The organism is Bifidobacterium sp. ESL0784, from assembly GCF_029433295.1.
Classification (GTDB): Bacteria; Actinomycetota; Actinomycetes; order Actinomycetales; family Bifidobacteriaceae; genus Bifidobacterium.
Genome location: NZ_JAQTHV010000006.1, coordinates 16233 through 33868, shown reverse-complemented (window position 1 = coordinate 33868; position 17636 = coordinate 16233). Strand labels below are relative to the sequence as shown.

Genomic DNA, 17636 nt, shown 5'->3' with positions numbered 1-17636 from the left:
TTCGAATCCCTTATTGCCCACACATTCGAACCCTTGGAATCGCAATGATTTCAAGGGTTCATTTTTTGATTAGAGACTTTTTGGCCGGTTTTTGGCCGGTTTTTATTCCAGTCTCCACTTCGACACCTGCATCGATCATCCGGGCAACGTCGTCCAGATCGGAATCGAACAAGTCTGCATACACATCCAACGTCATAGCTGCAGATGCATGGCCAAGCATCCTCTGAAGGGCTTTCACGTTGGCGCCGGCGTGCACGGCTATAGAAGCCGCGGTGTGCCTCAGATCATGGGGTGAAGGCATATCCTCGGGCAGGTATCCGAGACGTCTCAACGCCGAGACATACCAGGTACGGTTCCCTTTCAGGTCGGCGACCGACTGGGGTTTGATCGTGTGGCCGGAGGGGTCAAGAAATACATGATCATTCTCCGCCTTGCCCGCACAGACCTCAAGCAGAGCAGATTCCACGATTCTAGGCATCGGCACACTTCTCCCCTGTCCACTTTTGGGGGTGCCTTCAATCTCGTTGGAGCCGATTCTCACGACATTGCCGACCACCTCTATCCTGTGCTTGAGGAAATCGACGTCACCGACACGAAGCGCCGCAGCCTCGCCCCAACGAAGTCCGCAGAATCCGAGCAGGAGAATCAAGGCACGCCGCTCCTCGCCTCTTTCCTGGGCGTTGCGGCACTCGTCGGCGAACGCAATCAGCTGTGGAATCGTCAGATAAACGCGCCGAGACTTTCGTTTCGGTTTTCTGGGCAGTTTGATACCCTCCAAAGGATCACGCGAGATGCGTCTGTCCTTCAGAGCGTCATCGACCACACCTTTAAGTATCCCGTAGGCTTTGAGCGTGGTGCTGGCACTGCGTTCACCGGCAAGCCCGCTGATCCAGCGTTGAACATTGCTGCGGGTCACATTCTTGATGGGTACGTTCTGCCATGTGTCTTTTACGTGAGTCCGCCATGAGACCTCCGTGGTGTGGGCCATGGAGGGCTTCCACAAGGATCTGTGGCCGGCATACCATGCTTCGTAAAGCTGACCTACCGTGACCTTCCCCTTGCCTGGATCTATATAGTCGTCATTGGCGATGGCCACGGTCACATGGCTTGATGCCCATAGCTCCGCGTCACGTTTCCGCTTGAACCCGCGTTTGCTGGTCTCGGTATGATCCGGCTTCATATAGCGGACTCGGTATCGTATTCCTTTGGCTGTCTTATATTGTTTGATGACCGCCATGTTCCAACTCCTTTCCTGTTTGAGGTATAGGAAACTAAGCCTTCCGGAATTTCCGAAAGAACAAATCATAAGAATATTTAATTAAAGATTTTGTTTAAGACTGAAGGTAACCGTCATCCCCACGCCAGGACCATGGGCAATCCACGAGACATGAAAATCTCCCCAATCGTCGGTTTGGCGACCGGATAATATTGTTGTTGATTCGATTTCCTCTTTGATGGAGTCTGGAACTTCTATATCTTCAGCCACACAATCGAAGCCGTTGACATAGTTGTAATCACGCGAATAAGTCAAAGACTTTCCATTGTCCCCTAGTTTCACGCTGTCAATCCCCTCAGTAACCGGACATTGAGATGCGCCATGCAGCATATTCTTATCCAGCATGAGTCTTTCTTTTTTCTTTTCCGCAGCAACTTGTTGCTGCTGCTGTTCTGCAGCTATTTCTCTGTGTTTGGAATAGGTCAAACCACCCGCCACCACAACGGCTACTATCACAATCACAACAATGACAACAATGACAATTTTTAGAATCTTGTTCTGTTTCTTGACCGATTCAATTTCTTCCATCTCTTTCCTCCTTTAAATATTCCTTTCAACTCACCAAATCGTCATAACAAATTCTCGGCATACTCTCATGCAACCAGTAACGATAAGCACGAACCAGATCGACGGTAACGCCCAACTCGCGGGCAATCCACGTAGGATTATCGCAACACTGCTCCGCCTGCATGTAATCCGCCTGATCGATAAGCATCTTGGCGGCCTCCACATCGGCACGCAGCTCTACAACATCATGACTGTTGCGACATCCCTTATCGCCATGTATAGCGTGACTAAGCTCGTGGGCGAGCACGCATCTATGCTGCACGTCCGTAAGCTTGTCCGAAAGGTAGATGGTGTCGCGTTCGAAGTCATAGGCGCCTTTGAAACCCTTGCCCATCGGCAACACCAAAACCCTCGCCCGTCGTCGGGCAAACGCCTCGATATCCGTCATGGCATCTCCTCATACGCCTGCTGCTCAGCCTCAATATCACCCTGCTTCGCCGCAAGACCCAAATCACCGGCGTGGAGAGCACGATAACGATCGTCATCCGTGGGGACATCATCCTTTGATTCAGATGAAATCAAACTATTAGCAGATTCCCATTTTTCACGACTTATGCGTTCGTTTTCATCGTCATATTCCTTTTGCTCATCCTGTTTCACTCGGTCGAGTACCATCTGAAGACCCTGCTGTGGAAGACAATGGTTAATAGAACATAAAAGAATAAATTCTGATAATCTGACCGGCGCCCTTCTGCCAATTCGTATATCTCGAATTCTGCTATAAGTAATCTCCCCTTCGGTAAGATTTTCCATTTCTCGATATGAAATACCGGTTTCGGACATTAATTTGTCAAGCGTCTCACTTGCAGCGAAATCAAATTTGTTCCAACTCACTTTTGTTGCCATGTGACAAACGATAGCACCTGACAGCAAAAAATCACAAATTAAAAAGAGTGTTGTCAGGCGGCAACACGCCGAAACAATTGACAATCATTGTTGCCAGGTGACAATATATGTATTGATGTCACATGACAACACAGCAGCTTCGGCCGTGAAAAGCCTTCGAGTCCAATCATTACTCGCAGAGGTGCCGAAGACAAAGATCGCACAAGCGGTCGGAATCAACCGGCTGAGTGTGGCGAAACATCTCAAAAGCGATGACATGCGTCTCAGTGAGTTCATCGCCACGGCCCAAACCGTTGGTGCGGACCCGGTAAAAATTCTTGATGACGCTATCAAAGCCGAAAAGCAAAAAACCTCCGCCGTTACGGAAGCCGCATAGAAAGGATTCACAAAAAATAAAAATGCCGCAGCTGGAACTGCGGCAAATCGACACAGAAAGAAAAGAAACCATGCCAAATAGCATTTTATCAAAGGGAGGAGCCGATGGCACGCACGTTGGAGGACGACGAAATTCTGACCACCCAGCAGGCCGCCGACATCCTCAAAGTCACACGGAACTATCTCAGCCAACTCAGATTCCACGAAGAGGGACCGAAATTCGTCCAATGCGGGAGACGAACCATCCGGTATTGGAAGAGCGACATACAGAAGTGGCTGGACGAGAACCTGCATCAAAGCACAGCAGAATACACCTGAAACAGAAAACCGCCGCGCTCATCTGCCTTGCAGGCGGCTCCGTGAGCGCCGTGGCCATGTGCGTAAGCATCACATGGCTGGTCGCCGGCCTCACCAACGGGCAGCTGGGGATTCTCCAACTGCTGACCGTGCTCGTCACCATCCCCCTGACCGCGTCCCTGCTATGCCGTTGGGACGAACTCGCCACCAGCGAGGATTGGCGTGACAGCCGTATCAGCTCGTTGGAGACCACCTGCATCGCGCTTGCCGACGCCAACGCACAACTGCAGAACAAACTCGACAACAGTACAAAAGAAGGCAAGACCGATGATAAGTGAATTCAGGTTCGTCGTTCCGGGACCACCACAGTCGAAAGGCCGGCCACGAGTCTTTCGGAACCCCAGCGGCAAAGGCATGCATGGTGTGACCCCGAAGAAGACGAAAGACGCCGAAAACCGTGTCTACAGCACATTCATTACGAAATACCCCGATGCACAACCGTTCACCGGCGATGTCGAAGTCGCATTGGCTTTCTGGATGCCCGACCGTACAGGCAAAGATTGGGACAATCTCGCGAAGCTGGCCACGGACGCGCTGAACGGCGTCGCTTACGTGGATGACAAGCAGATCATGAAAGCCACCGTGCGCAAGATCCTTCCCGACAAAAGAGTGCAAGGGAAACGTGGCATGCGCAACCGCAAGGCCGGCGACCCGCTCACACACGATGGCGTGCCCTACCAGGCGCACACGCATATCTATATCTCTGAGATCAGCCAAATCGGAAAGGAGCAATGGCAATGAGCTTTCTGACTATTCCTAAAAAGAAGATAACGGTGAACCTCGAGGTGTTCCAGGACATACCGAGGAACGAAAAGCCGAAACCGACGACGATAAGCATCGAGGTCGATCCGACGAAGGCGTGGCCGGACTCGATGAGGGTAGCCGTCAGCTATCTGGCCGCGAAAAATGCGATGTTCGGCGATTACGAGGCGTTCAAAGACTTCGAGTTCCAGTTCGCCGCCTGCAAGTACATCGACCGGCTCATCACCATATACGCCAACCAGCTCGACAAGGACGGCGACCCTTGGAAGATCATGGGCTATTGCACCGCAGGCCCAAAAGCTGTCATCGACGAACCCCCGTATTCCATCTGCCCGAGATGCGGCACGAGTCTGTGGGGACAGCCGAGTGGAAACGACAACAAGTGGCTAATCGACTCGTACAAGAACAATCCCGATCCAGTGTACTGCCTGAAGTGCGGGCAGCGATTCAAGTACGACGACGCCGGCAGGCTCGCGTACACCGCCGTGGCCAATTCAGAGAAGCAGATCAGGCGCATCAAACACGAGCTGAAGGCCATTCAGCCGAAACTGGCGACGGTGGACTGATGACGGACCTCAATCACTACATCCCCAGGTGCAAGACCTGCGGCGTCCTGAACCCGCCAACCCATATCGAGAACGCGATTCAGGCGTGCAACATACACCGATTCAACCACCCCAACCACAAGACCATGTGGGTACCCATCAAAAGCGCAAGAAACAACAAGGAGCAATCGAAATGACAACCACAATCGACAAGAACACCACCCTCCACCCACAGATCAATCCCGATCCCGAGCAACAGGATGCGAAGGACATCAACGAGGGCAGAGCGAATCTGTTGATGGCGCAGGCGCGGAAGATCGTGAGCCTGCAGGCCGAGATCGAGGCGAACCAAGCGAAGGTGGACCAACTCAAGCAGGACATCCTTGACACCCACGAGCCCGGTACGTATGCGGCCGGCGACCTGAAGGTCCAGGTGCGCGAGGGGTCGAAACGTCTGAACGCGAGCCGGTTCAAAGCCAAGTATCCGGCCGAAGACTATCCGGAATTATACAAGATAGCCCCGGATTCGACCGGCGCGCGCAAGAAGCTAGGCGAGGACGCGTTGGCCGGCCTGTTCGATCAGGGCAAAAGCACGGTGGTGGTCAAATGATCCGGCAATTGAGAAGTGACATCGAAAAGGCCGTCGGCCATGCGATTCAGAAACATGATCTGGATCTCACCGACGATCTGTACATCATCAAAAGCGACAAGTTCGACCAGGTGTGCCGTGACGCCGCACTGCAGATCCAGGAGCAGGAAGCGAGGTTGAAGAAATGAGCAATATCACCGACGGCGGGTTCATGATCATCCGCGACAAGGCCAGCGACTCCCCCGGCGACGGCATCGGGTTCAAGCTGGAAATCGTCCAAGCCGACAGTGTGACCAGAACCCGCATCAGCAAAACGGATGTGGAGTATATCCGCCGCGAGGCAGGACGTGCGTTGAAGGAGCTGAAGCATGAGCAAGACAACCGGTAGCGCCGATAGCGCGGTGCTCGCCGTCGCCAAAGCCCGACAGCAGAAGCAGCAGCCCGTGAAGCAGGAGGCTCAGGTCTCCGGTGATGACACGGTGTTGTGGCCGAGGATCCGCGCGGTCATCGAGAATGCCATCGTCAACAATCCGCGCAGCCTGCAGAAGACCATCGGCCCCAGCGAGCTCGGCACCGACAGCCTCCACACGCTGGCCGCGAAGCTCGCCGGATGGCCCCATCCCGAACAGCCAAACTGGGCGACCTACGTGGGTACCAGCGTCCATGCTCAACTCCAAGGCCTCTTCGACTCCTTGAACGAGGTAAAGGATGAGCAGGAGCAGAACATGCTCGATACGATGTTTGGACGTTTCCGCGATTACAAACGCTTCCTGACAGAAGAAAAGGTGACAGTCGGCCACTTGGAGGGGCTGTACGGCGGCTACGACGTGACAGGCAGTATCGACCTCTACATCCCGGGCTGCGCGACGATCATCGATTGGAAGAACGTCGGCACAACCACCGCAAAGACCGTCAAGGCCAACGGCGTCAGCCAACAATACCGCGTACAAGTCTCGCTTTACGGGCTCGGCATCCGAAACGCCGACCTGCCCGTCGAATGGGTCAGCGACATTTTCCTGCCACGCACCGGGCTCAGCCTCAACGACACCGTCCCCAGACGATGGCCGTTCGACCCCAAGCCCGGCCAATGGGCACTCGCCCGGGCCCAGCTCCTCGTCAACCTCATGGACGTCATCGAACAGACCGACGGGCCCGAGATGCGCGACGCATGGATCTCGCTCCTACCTGAAAGCCCGACGCATGACTTCAACGACGGCACATGGCCCGATAGCGACCAGCTCGGCCTCGGCATCGACGAGAAACCCCGACCCGAAGTCCCCGAGAAATGGCGACAACTGATCCCGCTTCTCGAACCCACTTACCAGCCACAACCAACCAAATAACAACCAAAAGGAGAACCAACAATGTTCGCAAACAACAACCAGCAGTACAACAACGGATACGGGCAGCAGCCACAATACGGCGGCGGCAACACATGGCCACAGCAAGGCCAACCACGCCAACAACCCGTCCAGCCACAGGGAGGACAGCTCAGCGGATTGGACGACCTGCTCTCCGGCAGCGGCGCCAAAGCCTTCTTCGGCCGCGACAGCCAACCCGGCAGCACCGTCACCGGAACCCTGGAACTCATCGAAACCCAACAGGTACGCGATTTCAACACCCAACAACCCGCCTTCTGGAACGACGGCAAACCACAGCAGGAGATCCACATGGTCATCCAGACCACCCTGCGCGACGATGAGGATGACGACGGCCGACGCAGCCTATACGTGAAAGGCTGGGGCGGCCAATTGAAGGCGTTCCGCGAGGCCATGCGCAACGCGGGAATCAAGAAGGCGCCAAAGCCCGGTGACACCATCACCGAAACCTACGTCGGAGCCGACCCGCAAAGCAAGAACCCCGCCATGCCGGCCAAGCTCTACAGCTTCGTCATCCAACCAGCCAACAGCCCCGACACTCTGCTCAACCCACAGCAAAACCAACCAACGCAAAACCAGCAGACCGGCTACACGCCGCAACAGCAGGGCCAATTCCAACAGCCCACAATGCAACAGCCCGCACTAGCCCAGAACCAGCAATTCCAGCAGACCAACACGGCCCAGCAGGCGCAAAGCCAGCAATACCAGCCGCAGCCCCAGCCGAGCGCGACCCCGCCAATGCAAACCGGCCCCCAAGTCAACCTGCAGCAACTGCAGCAACTCCAAGCGCTCGGCAAGAGCCCGCAAGAGATTGCCGCGCTCATTGGACTGCCCGAAACCACCGTCACCAACGCCTTGCAGCCGAACCATGGCAGCGAGGACGACGTAGCCGGCAATTTCTAGATCAGTAATAATTTAAACCTCTCGAATTCGAGTCGTTTAAAAAATAAACCTCAGCAACGTAAGGAAGAAGTGTAAGGAAATGAAACCATTGAAAAATCAACGATTCCGAAGTATTCCGACGCTGATTCCTTACGCTGCTGAGCATATATATCTTTTATTTACTGCGTATCACCCCTATAAGAACCGTAAGAACGTAAGGAACATAGTGAAAAACATTGAAATTATTGGGCTAACACGCCTTACGCTACAGCGTAAGGAAAGCGTAAGGAGCGTAAGGACTGTATAAAATGGACGCTTTCTACCATCATTCCTGCTCGAAAATCCCCAACGGCCCCCAACATGTCCCCGACCTGCTGCTCGGCATGAAAGTCTCCAGATTCGAAAACACGTCGAACACGTTCATCGATCGCACCGGTCAGACTGTGGAGATTCCGAGGAACACCTGGGGCAAAAACCCGACACCATACGCCGACGACGGATACGCCAAAGCCCTATGGGACTACCGCAACGATTCGCTTCTGCTCGGAGATGACAACCATACGCTCTACGTCCGCGATGTAGACCAGACCGGCAACAACCAGCTACTCGACACATGGCACGCGATCACCAACCTTGAAGCCGAATACCACGTCAAAAGCAACAAGGCCTACCTGCCCTGGAATCAGCAGCTCGTCGTCGAATGCCGCAAACTCGACAAACGCGTCCGCCACGGCATCAAATTCCAGGACACCGCCTTCAAACGAGAAACCAACGGCATCGTCCGCTACCATTCTGGTGATCAGATGTTCGACGAACCCTACGAGCTGACCATCGACCAGCCCTTCAACGCCAGGCTCGCCACACAGGCAGTCGCCTTCATGCGCGACATCACCGAAGACGAACACAGTGCCATGAATCTCGCCAGAATGTTCGCCACCCCACTGCTCGAACCCTACAAGCACCTCACCTACGTGCTCTACGGGGACGGAGGCAACGGCAAAGGCATCCTCCTCGGCACGCTCGCCAATTCATTCCCAGGACTCGCCGTCGCCGTGGACTCACAGAAAATCCTCGGAGGACGCCGAGGCTCAGGAGGATTTGACACCCAGCAGGAGACCGGCAAACTCATCGGAGCCCTATGGGCCTACGACGAGGACGCCGACACCATCGGCATCGACCAGCTCACCTATCTGAAGAAAATCTCGACCGGCGACAGCGTCACCGCCCGAAGGATCGGAGAGAACGCAGTCAGCTTCACACCCAAATGCACCTTCATCGTTGCCACCAACAATTCCGTCATCACCACCATGAACGCAGCCGTCGCACGACGCTTCGCCTACATCCGCATGAAAGACGGCAGAAAACCACAGGAATTCCAACCACTGCTGGACTTCCGCAAACAATACGGCGCGGCACCGTTCATCATGGCCAGCTGCAAACTCTGGGAAAACCACGGCGAAAACCCGTTCGACGACGTCAGCGTCGGCAGCGCCAACGACGTCACCGACCTCGAACAATCCATCATCAACACCATATGTGCCAACGGCTATGCACCCAGCAGCATGCTGGAAGGAACCAAACGCTACGAACAACGCGACCTGCTGGCACGATTCGGACTCACCAGAGGCGGAGTGAAATGGGTCCCCGAACAAGGAACATCCATTCGCATACTCATTGTGAAGGATGAAGTCCGTTTCGCCCCTTACCGTAAAGCCTACGAGCATGACCGAGAACAGCTCGCCAAACAAATCGACGACACCCCTGACCTTCCTCAGCCTATCGAGGCCGACCCGCTGCCATTGCCGAACACGATGGGATTCAACTGCGATTTCGTCCCCGCCGAACAGAAAGTCGCCAAAAACTGGAAACGACTCACCGAAGACCAAAACCTCGACACCAGCATCCGACCCACAACGGAATCCTATGCCGTCGTACCCAACAAGGGCATGGCCATCATCGACATGGACAAAAGCAAAGACGGCAAGACCAGCGACGGCTGGACCGTTCTCAACCAGGAGATCGGCAAATACGGCAGCCAGGACTTCCCATCCACGTATCTCGTCGGCACTCCATCCGGCGGAGTCCACGCCTACTACGCCCTACCCGCCGAACTCATGGGCACACTGAAAAACTCAGTGCATTCCAACGGCATTCCCGTTGACATCCGATGCGAGCGCAAAGGCTACGTCATCGGTCCCGGAAGCCACACCACAAACGGCGACTACTGGCTCCTCGACATGCCCAACAACCAAGTGCCAGTCATGCCCAAGAAGATGGCCCAATGGCTCGAAGACAACGGCTACGTCGAAGGATGCGACGCGCAGCCGCGAACGTTCGCAACGCCAAAACGCGCGGATACTTCACTGTCATCGCTTGACGAACTGTTGACCGAACCGGTCGGCAATAGCCGGAACGGACGTCCGGATATGACGCCGATACCCAAGGGGCAGCGTAACCAGACACTCCATGACTGGGCATACGGGCGCTTGTTGAATCATCCTGAGAACCGGCAGGCTATCCACTCTGATTTCTTCCAGCGCGGCCATGCCAGCGGGTTGAAAGATGACGAGCTGATTACGACTTGGAATTCCATCGAACGACAACTAGGAGGCAACTGAAATGGCAGTGATGAACTACCGTACCCGGGTGGATGCGGACAAGACCAAAGGCGAGATCGTCGCCCTGCTCACCAAACACGGCGTGAACAACATCATGCTGACCAACGAGCCGGACGGCATACGCTTCGAATTCAAAGGCTACTGGTACCAGCTGCCGGCATGAAGCGAGAACGTTCTCACCCTGCTTAAGGAGCAGAAAGCCCCGAGTCGTACGCCAGAACAGGCCAAACGTGTCGCCTGGCGCATCGTCAAGGACTGGATCAACGCCCAGCTCGCCATCGTCGAAGTCGGCATGGTCGGCCTTGATGAGGTCATGCTCCCGTACCTGATTGGTGACGACGGCAAACACACCATGTACGAAGCCTGGCAGGAACAGAAACAACTCAACGGAAGAAACCAGTCATGACCACCGACGCCGCATGTCGTCTACCTGCACATGCTCATCTTGGACACTTCTACCGTTGCCCTGATTGCGGGCAATGGTGGCAGGTTGATATCTCCCCCGAACGCTTCGAGTTTCACCTCATCTGGAGACCAGTCGGCAAGCTCGAGATGTTCTTTTGCCATCACCGGCAATACAGGCATTGGAAATCAACACAGAAAGCAAAAAGAAATGACAGACAAGAATCTGATCGTCAGCCAACAACTCGCGCTGACCATCTTCAACGAAATCAACCAAGCCCGAACCGACATGGACACGCTCCACGACCACATCCTGCTGGCCGACAGAGACGGTCTCGAAGAATGGAATCAAGCCGCACAGTACATTGACCAAGCGTCGGCGATACTCAAGAATCTTCGTCTCATCCTGGACGGCAACAACTTCATCGACCCGCCCGAACCCGGCTATTTCGTCACCCAGGATTACGTGGCCTGCGATCTGTGCGGACAGCATTGTTCTTCCTGCGATATGCAGCGATGCACCATCATCCACGGCGACAAGCCAGTTTACGTGACTTCCGTCTGCCCTCAATGCATCAAACGCTTCGGCTTCGAACCAGTCCAATGCGTTAGTGCGAAAGCGTGGCAGAAGTGGGCTGACGAGATACAACGCAGGTACTGGGAGAAGCAAGACCGTGCCGCGTGAACCGAAGCCGTCATGGCTGCGCATCCTCTGCCCGCCAGGCAACCTCGCCAAACTCGAAGCACAACGATGCGAAGGATGCAGCCGATGGGTCGTCAGCTGCAGGCAAGGCGTATGGGAATCATGGGACCCAGGCATCATCACCGGCCAGAACCTCACCATCGCCATCATCCTGCAACGCCCACTCACCCGCATCCAATGGATACCAGGACTACGACAAGCCCAACTCGAGGACGTGAGCGGACGATACGGCATCACGCCGGACGGCCAATACCTCAGCCTCCACGACTGCCAGCTCGCACCCATCAGCCACACACCCTACAAACCGCTACGACAACAACGCAAACCAGGCAAACCATTTCCCACCAACATCAAGCTCACGAAACAGGAGATCAAAACATTCGAAAGAATCTGGAACACGCCAACATCAGAACTGAAGCAAGCCATCAAGCAGTAGCTATGGCAAAGCCCCGCCTTGCCGGCAGGGCCCTGAGCGACATCACCATTCTAGCCGGCAACAAGGAAGGGACACAAACCATGAACACCTGCCAGCACTGCCACAAACCCACCGACTCTACATACACCCTCTGCGACGAATGCGAACTCCGCTTCGCCCTCACCCTCTATCAGATCGCCAGCGACCTCACACAGATCCACGACTCCCTCGACGCCACACTCCACCCAGGCGGTCACCAGCCCGGACGCGTTATCCTCGCTGTGCCACCCACGCCCATCAGGCTCGAAGTCCTCGACCTGCTCGACCTCATCGACAGCACGACCGGCGAACTCTACCACATCCTCGAAGGCACTGAAACCCCAGCCGAACCACTCTTCGACATGCTCTGCGACTGCGCCGCAGCAGAACGCCTCAACACATTCCCCGACGCCGAAATGTACTTCACCCAATACGAACGCCTTGCCAGGAAAGCCGACAACATCCTCGACCCACCAGAAGAACGACGCGAAATCGGCACCTGCACCAACCCCTTGTGTGGCATCATGCTTACCGCCGGCAGCCGCGACCAATGGGTCACCTGCCCCATCTGCGGCACCGAACAACGCGTCCTAACCGTCAAACTCAAACGGCTCGAGACACTCTGCTTCGACCAATCCAAAACCGGCACCGCCTCGGAAATCAGCAAAGCCTTCACCGATTCGGGCATCACCATACGACGCAACACCATCAACCAATGGGCTAAACGCGGCAAAATCAACCCACAAACCAACCAGGATGGCAAACCCGAATACGCCTACTGTGACATCTACCGGCTGAAAATCGCAGGTGCAGCTTGACAAAAACCAAACTGTCACCGATACTTGCAGTGGAAGAAGTGTAAGCAAAGACAGCAAACCCTTCCAAACATCTCTTCATTTCCCCATTGCAAACATCCTTGCCGGCAGACTGTCTACATGGTTCAAATAACGGTTCCAAAGCACGCAGGCTGCCGGCATCCTCATACCTCCACGCCATGAAAGGCCACCGAAAGGAGGCCAATCATGGCACGACGCAAACACCCCAACGTCACCCAAGCCGAACAAGACAAAATACGCGAACTCCACGCACAAGGCAAAAGCCTCAACAGCATCGCCAAAACACTCCACCGCTCCACCAGCACCATCAAAAAATACGCAGACCTGATGGGACTGTCATTCGAACGTGGAGCAACCGTCAACGCAACCATGGCGAAAACTGCAGACGCCGCAGCCAAACGTGCCATACTCAAAGATCGTCTGCTCGACGAAGCAACTTCGTTACTCGAGGATCTGCACAAACCTTATCCGGTATACATGTTCACCCAATCAGGCTCCTACCTAGAACACGAAATGAAGAAGCCTCCGGCCGATGTCGTCCGCAATCTCATGACCAGTGTGGGCATCGCCCTGCAGCGGTCAATTGATTTAGAACGGGTAGATCAGCAATCGGAGGCTTCAACGACAGTTATCGATGACTACTTGAAATCAATCGGAATCAGTTGATTCCTCTTCTTCAATTTCTAACACACATGAATCTTTAATAATGTAAATCGGGGTGTATTCAGTAGATCTCAATTGACCATGCTGAGCGGCCTTACCTGTTGAAAAGTAGATGAAACCATCTTCATGTTTGACTTCATCCACTTTGTCCACCGTTTTAATTACCTGCTTATGTGGACCTAAAATTTTGTATTTCATTTTGCCTCCTTAATCGACATTGAATAATACAACTCAAGTTTAGCAAATTCGGAGGCTCAATTGCCAAGTCTCGAACCTCTCACCGGCAAGGCCAAAATCGCCATTCAAATACCCGAATGGGCGAAGATTATCGCTTTCGACGGGGCGGTGCGAAGCGGAAAGACGGTCGGCGACCTACTCTACTGGATTCACTACTGCCTGCACGGACCGCAAGGCCTGCTGCTTATCGGTGGACGCACGGAGCGTACCATCGCCAACAACCTCATCCACCCGCTCATTGAATGGTTCGGCCCCAAGAGCATCCAATACACTCGCGCGACGGGCATATGCACGATATTCGGCCGCGAATGCCTCATCGTCGGATTCAACGACGCACAGGCACAAACCAAAATACAGGGTCTGACCCTGGCTGGGGCCCTGCTTGATGAGGCGGCCGTGATACCCGAGTCCGCGTTCACAATGCTGGTCAGCCGTCTCAGTATCCCAGGAGCGCGGTTGTTCTTCACATGCAACCCCGAAGGGCCTGAGCATTGGCTGAAGCGCAAGTGGCTCGACCGCGCCAGACTGTGGATCGACAAGAACGGGGTTGAACATCGCAAAGATTCCGACAACGCTTTGAGCCTCTACCGCGTGACGTTCGTCCTCGAGGACAACATGTGGCTGGTCAAGCACAATCCCCAGTACATCGAGGAACTGAAACGCCAATACACCGGATTGTGGTATCGGCGGATGATCGAGTCAGAATGGGTCGCGGCCGAAGGCGCCGTCTACCCCATGTGGGACCCCGACAAGCACGTCATCGACTGGCAGCAACTCCCCCAGATGATCCGCATCCTCGCGGTCGGCTGCGACTACGGCACCACCAACGCCTCAACCGGCATCATGCTCGGCCTCCACGCCAACCGCGACCAATACGGCAGAATAACCGGCCACGATTTGTACGCTATCGACGAGTTCCGCTACGACAGCCGCGCCGGCAATCCCCGCATCACCGACGGCGAACTTAGTCGACGCTTCCGCACATGGCTCAACGCTTCGCACCTCCCCTACGAATCGGCGTTGCAGCCCGAATGGATATTCGTGGACCCCGCTGCAGCGTCATGGAAGGTGCAGCTCGCCCAGGATGGCATACAGAATCTCGGCGACGGCGAGAACAACGTCAGCTACGGCATCAGCAAGGTCGCCAACCTCCTCGACACCGGCAAACTCCACATCAGCAGCAAATGCAAAGGCCTCATCGAGGAATTCCCAGGCTACTGCTGGGACCCCAAAGCCAGCGACCAGGGTATCGACAGGCCCATCAAACAAGCCGACCACAGCCTTGACGGACTCCGCTACGCCATCGCCAGCACCGAAACCGAATGGCAGTCACTCTTGAACATGTGAAACCCTGAAGGAGGCTCATCAATGGCAATGCCCGAAAACGACACCCTATGGCCACCGATCAGCGAGAACCGCATCCAGGACGAATACCGGCACGAGAACGCCTGGTATGCCGGCGACGAAACCGCCCTCAGCAGCCTGTACATGAACGAAACAGCCGGCGCTATCGGTTTGTTCGGCCATGTCAAACGCTTCTTCTGGGGCACACCTACACCAACCGACGCGAAACAGCGACCGGTCAAGTTTCATCTGCCGCTGCCTGCCGAAATCGCACGAATGAGCGGCGAGCAACTCTTTGCTGAAATGCCGACTATCCACATCGGCGACAACACCGATGATGGCAGCGATCAGTCAACGGAGCTCGGCGACACGCTCACCAGCCTGTTGGATGACAGTGCCCATGCGGAGCTGTTGCAGGCGGGCGAACTGGCCAGCGTGTTCGGCGGTACCTACCTGCGCATCCAATGGGACAAAAGCATAGATGACAAACCGTTTATCACTGCAGCCTCCCCCGACCACGCACTCCCTGTGTTCGGGCTCGGCGGACACCTCAAATCCGTCACCTTCTGGAGCGACCTGCCTCACATCAGCAACGTGAAAGCCGATTATCGGCTGTTGGAGGATTACACCAAGGGACGCATCGAATATGCGCTCTACGAGTCCAACTCGCCTACCATGCTCGGCCATCGGGTACCACTCGACACGCATCCGGTCACCAAAGATCTTGAAGTAGACGAACAATCCGGCATCGACACCGGCAGCAATATGCTCACCGCAGTCTACGTGCCCAACGTTAAGCCCAAGCGCCGGCTGCGCAATGATCCCGCCGGCATGTACTTGGGACGCAGCGACTTCGAGGGAGCCGAGGGAATATTCGACGCCCTCGATGAGGCGTACACGAGCTGGATGCGTGACATCAGGCTCGGCAAAGCGCGTGTGTTCGTCAACCGGCAGATGCTGGAACAGCACGGCCCCGGACAAGGTGCGACATTCAACGCAGACCAGGAAATCTTCACTCCGCTGAATGGCCAGCCCGGCAGCGCATTGAACCAGGGCAAGATGCTGGAGACTTTCCAACCGTCAATCCGTTGGGAAGAACATAAACAAACCTGTCAGGAACTCGTGGAGCGGGCCTACTCGGCTTGCGGGTTCAGCGCCTCGACGTTCGGCAGCGCCGGCGACGTGGCCATGACCGCCACCGAAGCACAGCAACGTGAACGTCTCACGATGCTCACCCGCAGTTCCAAAATCCTCTACTGGCGGCCACAGCTCCGCAGACTCTATGCGGCCCTGCTCGACGTCAACAACTTCGTATTCAACGGCCCTCAACGTGGTGATTTGATGATGCCTGAGGTAGAGTTCCCGCCGGCAGCTACGGATTCGCCCAACACCGTTGCGCAGACGTTGAACCTGCTGAACGCGGCCGAGGTCACATCGGTGCGGACCCGCGTGCAGATCCTTCACCCCGATTGGGATGACGAGAAGGTTGACACCGAGGTCGAGCTCATCAAGTCCGATTTGTCGATGCTGCCGATCAGCGATGCGACGAACCTGTATTCAGCGGTCGCCGACAACGGCAGCACAACCGGCGGCGTCAAAATCGACCAGCACGGCGGCTACAAAACCGACGAACCGCAGACCGGTGAAGGCAGCAAGCAGTGAGCACGCAACCGTCACAGCAATCAGGCCAGCGGCAGCCGCAATCATCCGATGCCGCTGCCGCCGCGCTCATCGCCCTGTATGTTTGGGGCGACATGATGTGGATTCGTTCCCTGAGCAAAGCGTTCAATTACGTTCGCAGTACGGACATGGTTGCCGGCGTCCAGTTCGCAGCCACACGGCTGCGACGGGAGACCGTGGCGATAGTCAATCAATTGGACGCGCAGACTCCGGTGCTGTTGGAGAATCTGGTGGACAGTGTCCGGCATGAAACGGCGGAACAGGCGAAGCGCATACCGCCTTCGCCACCGTCGCATGTCGGGGTGCTGCAACCGCCGGAACCCCCACAGTTCGACTTCACCGTGCCGCTCGGCCAACGCGCCACGGACGCGATACGAGTGGACTTGCAGACTGAGCTGAAGAACATTCGTGCCCGTATCCTGCGCCAGCAGAACGACATCTACAAGCTGACCGCAGCCGGAGCAGCCACACATAGCGTGCAGGCCAACGGCGACCCCATCCGCGTCTCGCAGCAGCGGATGATGACCGACCTCCTGCAGCACGGCACGACCGGGTTCACCGACCGTGCCGGCCGCGACTGGCAGCTCTCCAGCTACGTGGAAATGGCCGTACGCACGGCCACCATCCGCGCATTGAACGAAGCGCACCTGCAGGTCATGACGGCAGCCGGCATCACCCTGTTCACCGTCCCCACCCACGTCCACACCTGCCCACGCTGCTTCGCATGGCAAGGCAAACTCCTAAGCCGCACACCCGACCCGAGGGCCGACGCGACCATAGACGAGGCAAGGGCGCACGGATTGTTCCATCCGAACTGCGAACACAGCATCGTCGCCTGGCATGAAGGCGACAAGCTGCAGGAGCCGCGCGAATGGTCGGCCGACGACGAGCGCATGTGGAAGGCGTCGCAACAGCAGCGTGAGCTGGAGCGGCGGATACGCACCCAGAAGCGTGTGCTGCTCGCCTCCCCAGCCCCCGAAATGCGTGCCGCGGCACGCAAGAAGATACACGACTACCGCGCCCAGCTCAAAGGCCTAACGGATTCCACCGGCCTGCTACGCCGGCCAAACCGCGAACAGATCGACCTCGGTCTGAAACCGAAGGCCAACACCAAATGATTT

The 17636-nt window shown here is 55.9% G+C and carries 25 protein-coding genes; 20 read left to right on the top strand and 5 right to left on the bottom strand.

Annotated features, from left to right (window positions below):
- Nucleotides 1-58 precede the first annotated feature (58 nt).
- The 4 genes from PT279_RS09190 to PT279_RS09175 form a co-directional block, all read right to left on the bottom strand.
- Nucleotides 59-1237, bottom strand: coding sequence for a site-specific integrase (locus tag PT279_RS09190; protein ID WP_277167174.1), 1179 nt, complete (start codon nt 1235-1237; stop codon nt 59-61).
- An 81-nt stretch (nt 1238-1318) separates the two neighbouring features.
- Nucleotides 1319-1804: a hypothetical protein gene (locus PT279_RS09185; protein WP_277167173.1), complete on the bottom strand. Its 486-nt coding sequence runs from the start codon at nt 1802-1804 to the stop codon at nt 1319-1321.
- Between the two features lie 25 nt (nt 1805-1829).
- Nucleotides 1830-2231, bottom strand: a complete 402-nt coding sequence (locus PT279_RS09180) for an ImmA/IrrE family metallo-endopeptidase (RefSeq protein ID WP_277167172.1) — start codon at nt 2229-2231, stop codon at nt 1830-1832.
- Nucleotides 2228-2689, bottom strand: coding sequence for a hypothetical protein (locus PT279_RS09175; protein ID WP_277167171.1), 462 nt, complete (start codon nt 2687-2689; stop codon nt 2228-2230). The genes PT279_RS09180 and PT279_RS09175 overlap by 4 nt, the downstream gene beginning before the upstream one ends.
- Nucleotides 2690-2870: 181 nt before the next feature.
- Between PT279_RS09175 and PT279_RS09170 the strand changes: the two genes are divergently transcribed.
- The 17 genes from PT279_RS09170 (at nt 2871) to PT279_RS09090 (ending at nt 13257) form a co-directional block, all read left to right on the top strand.
- Nucleotides 2871-3065: a hypothetical protein gene (locus PT279_RS09170; RefSeq protein WP_277167170.1), complete on the top strand. Its 195-nt coding sequence runs from the start codon at nt 2871-2873 to the stop codon at nt 3063-3065.
- A 104-nt stretch (nt 3066-3169) separates the two neighbouring features.
- On the top strand, nt 3170-3382 hold the full coding sequence (locus tag PT279_RS09165; RefSeq protein ID WP_277167169.1) for a helix-turn-helix domain-containing protein: 213 nt from the start codon (nt 3170-3172) through the stop codon (nt 3380-3382).
- Nucleotides 3337-3699 carry a hypothetical protein gene (locus PT279_RS09160; protein WP_277167168.1) on the top strand — a complete coding sequence of 121 codons (363 nt, stop codon included), beginning with the start codon at nt 3337-3339 and terminating at the stop codon, nt 3697-3699. The genes PT279_RS09165 and PT279_RS09160 overlap by 46 nt, the downstream gene beginning before the upstream one ends.
- Entirely contained in the window at nt 3689-4162 is a 474-nt protein-coding gene (locus tag PT279_RS09155; protein WP_277167167.1) for a RusA family crossover junction endodeoxyribonuclease, read from the top strand. Before PT279_RS09160 ends, PT279_RS09155 begins: the two co-directional genes overlap by 11 nt.
- Complete coding sequence (locus PT279_RS09150) at nt 4159-4749, top strand: hypothetical protein (protein WP_277167166.1); 591 nt, start codon at nt 4159-4161, stop codon at nt 4747-4749. Before PT279_RS09155 ends, PT279_RS09150 begins: the two co-directional genes overlap by 4 nt.
- Nucleotides 4749-4925, top strand: coding sequence for a hypothetical protein (locus PT279_RS09145; protein WP_277167165.1), 177 nt, complete (start codon nt 4749-4751; stop codon nt 4923-4925). Before PT279_RS09150 ends, PT279_RS09145 begins: the two co-directional genes overlap by 1 nt.
- Nucleotides 4922-5338 carry a hypothetical protein gene (locus PT279_RS09140; RefSeq protein WP_277167164.1) on the top strand — a complete coding sequence of 139 codons (417 nt, stop codon included), beginning with the start codon at nt 4922-4924 and terminating at the stop codon, nt 5336-5338. The genes PT279_RS09145 and PT279_RS09140 overlap by 4 nt, the downstream gene beginning before the upstream one ends.
- A complete protein-coding gene (locus PT279_RS09135) occupies nt 5335-5505 on the top strand; it encodes a hypothetical protein (protein ID WP_277167163.1) in 171 nt (56 codons plus the stop codon). The genes PT279_RS09140 and PT279_RS09135 overlap by 4 nt, the downstream gene beginning before the upstream one ends.
- Nucleotides 5502-5705, top strand: a complete 204-nt coding sequence (locus tag PT279_RS09130; protein ID WP_277167162.1) for a hypothetical protein — start codon at nt 5502-5504, stop codon at nt 5703-5705. Before PT279_RS09135 ends, PT279_RS09130 begins: the two co-directional genes overlap by 4 nt.
- Nucleotides 5686-6660, top strand: coding sequence for a PD-(D/E)XK nuclease family protein (locus PT279_RS09125; RefSeq protein WP_277167160.1), 975 nt, complete (start codon nt 5686-5688; stop codon nt 6658-6660). The genes PT279_RS09130 and PT279_RS09125 overlap by 20 nt, the downstream gene beginning before the upstream one ends.
- A gap of 21 nt (nt 6661-6681) precedes the next feature.
- The gene (locus tag PT279_RS09120) at nt 6682-7599 is read left to right on the top strand and encodes a hypothetical protein (protein WP_277167159.1); all 918 of its coding nucleotides are present in this window, start codon (nt 6682-6684) and stop codon (nt 7597-7599) included.
- A 287-nt stretch (nt 7600-7886) separates the two neighbouring features.
- Complete coding sequence (locus tag PT279_RS09115; RefSeq protein WP_277167158.1) at nt 7887-10196, top strand: bifunctional DNA primase/polymerase; 2310 nt, start codon at nt 7887-7889, stop codon at nt 10194-10196.
- A gap of 1 nt (nt 10197) precedes the next feature.
- Complete coding sequence (locus PT279_RS09110; protein WP_277167157.1) at nt 10198-10359, top strand: hypothetical protein; 162 nt, start codon at nt 10198-10200, stop codon at nt 10357-10359.
- A gap of 450 nt (nt 10360-10809) precedes the next feature.
- A complete protein-coding gene (locus PT279_RS09105; protein WP_277167156.1) occupies nt 10810-11283 on the top strand; it encodes a hypothetical protein in 474 nt (157 codons plus the stop codon).
- Nucleotides 11273-11737, top strand: a complete 465-nt coding sequence (locus PT279_RS09100) for a hypothetical protein (protein ID WP_277167155.1) — start codon at nt 11273-11275, stop codon at nt 11735-11737. The genes PT279_RS09105 and PT279_RS09100 overlap by 11 nt, the downstream gene beginning before the upstream one ends.
- A 2-nt stretch (nt 11738-11739) precedes the next feature.
- On the top strand, nt 11740-12573 hold the full coding sequence (locus PT279_RS09095; RefSeq protein ID WP_277167154.1) for a hypothetical protein: 834 nt from the start codon (nt 11740-11742) through the stop codon (nt 12571-12573).
- 204 nt (nt 12574-12777) lie between these two features.
- On the top strand, nt 12778-13257 hold the full coding sequence (locus PT279_RS09090) for a helix-turn-helix domain-containing protein (protein ID WP_277167152.1): 480 nt from the start codon (nt 12778-12780) through the stop codon (nt 13255-13257).
- Here the strand turns inward: PT279_RS09090 and PT279_RS09085 are convergent.
- A complete protein-coding gene (locus tag PT279_RS09085) occupies nt 13240-13452 on the bottom strand; it encodes a hypothetical protein (RefSeq protein WP_277167150.1) in 213 nt (70 codons plus the stop codon). The genes PT279_RS09090 and PT279_RS09085 overlap by 18 nt on opposite strands.
- A gap of 60 nt (nt 13453-13512) precedes the next feature.
- Here PT279_RS09085 and PT279_RS09080 point away from each other — a divergent pair, with 60 nt between their 5' ends.
- Genes PT279_RS09080 through PT279_RS09070 form a run of 3 tightly spaced genes read left to right on the top strand, consistent with a single transcriptional unit; the run spans nt 13513 to nt 17633 of the window.
- The gene (locus tag PT279_RS09080) at nt 13513-14838 is read left to right on the top strand and encodes a phage terminase large subunit (RefSeq protein WP_277167149.1); all 1326 of its coding nucleotides are present in this window, start codon (nt 13513-13515) and stop codon (nt 14836-14838) included.
- Nucleotides 14839-14859: 21 nt separating this feature from the next.
- Nucleotides 14860-16497 (top strand): phage portal protein, encoded by a 1638-nt coding sequence (locus PT279_RS09075; RefSeq protein ID WP_277167148.1) that lies wholly within the window; start codon nt 14860-14862, stop codon nt 16495-16497.
- Nucleotides 16494-17633 carry a phage minor capsid protein gene (locus PT279_RS09070; RefSeq protein ID WP_277167147.1) on the top strand — a complete coding sequence of 380 codons (1140 nt, stop codon included), beginning with the start codon at nt 16494-16496 and terminating at the stop codon, nt 17631-17633. The genes PT279_RS09075 and PT279_RS09070 overlap by 4 nt, the downstream gene beginning before the upstream one ends.
- The last annotated feature ends 3 nt before the right edge of the window (nt 17634-17636 follow it).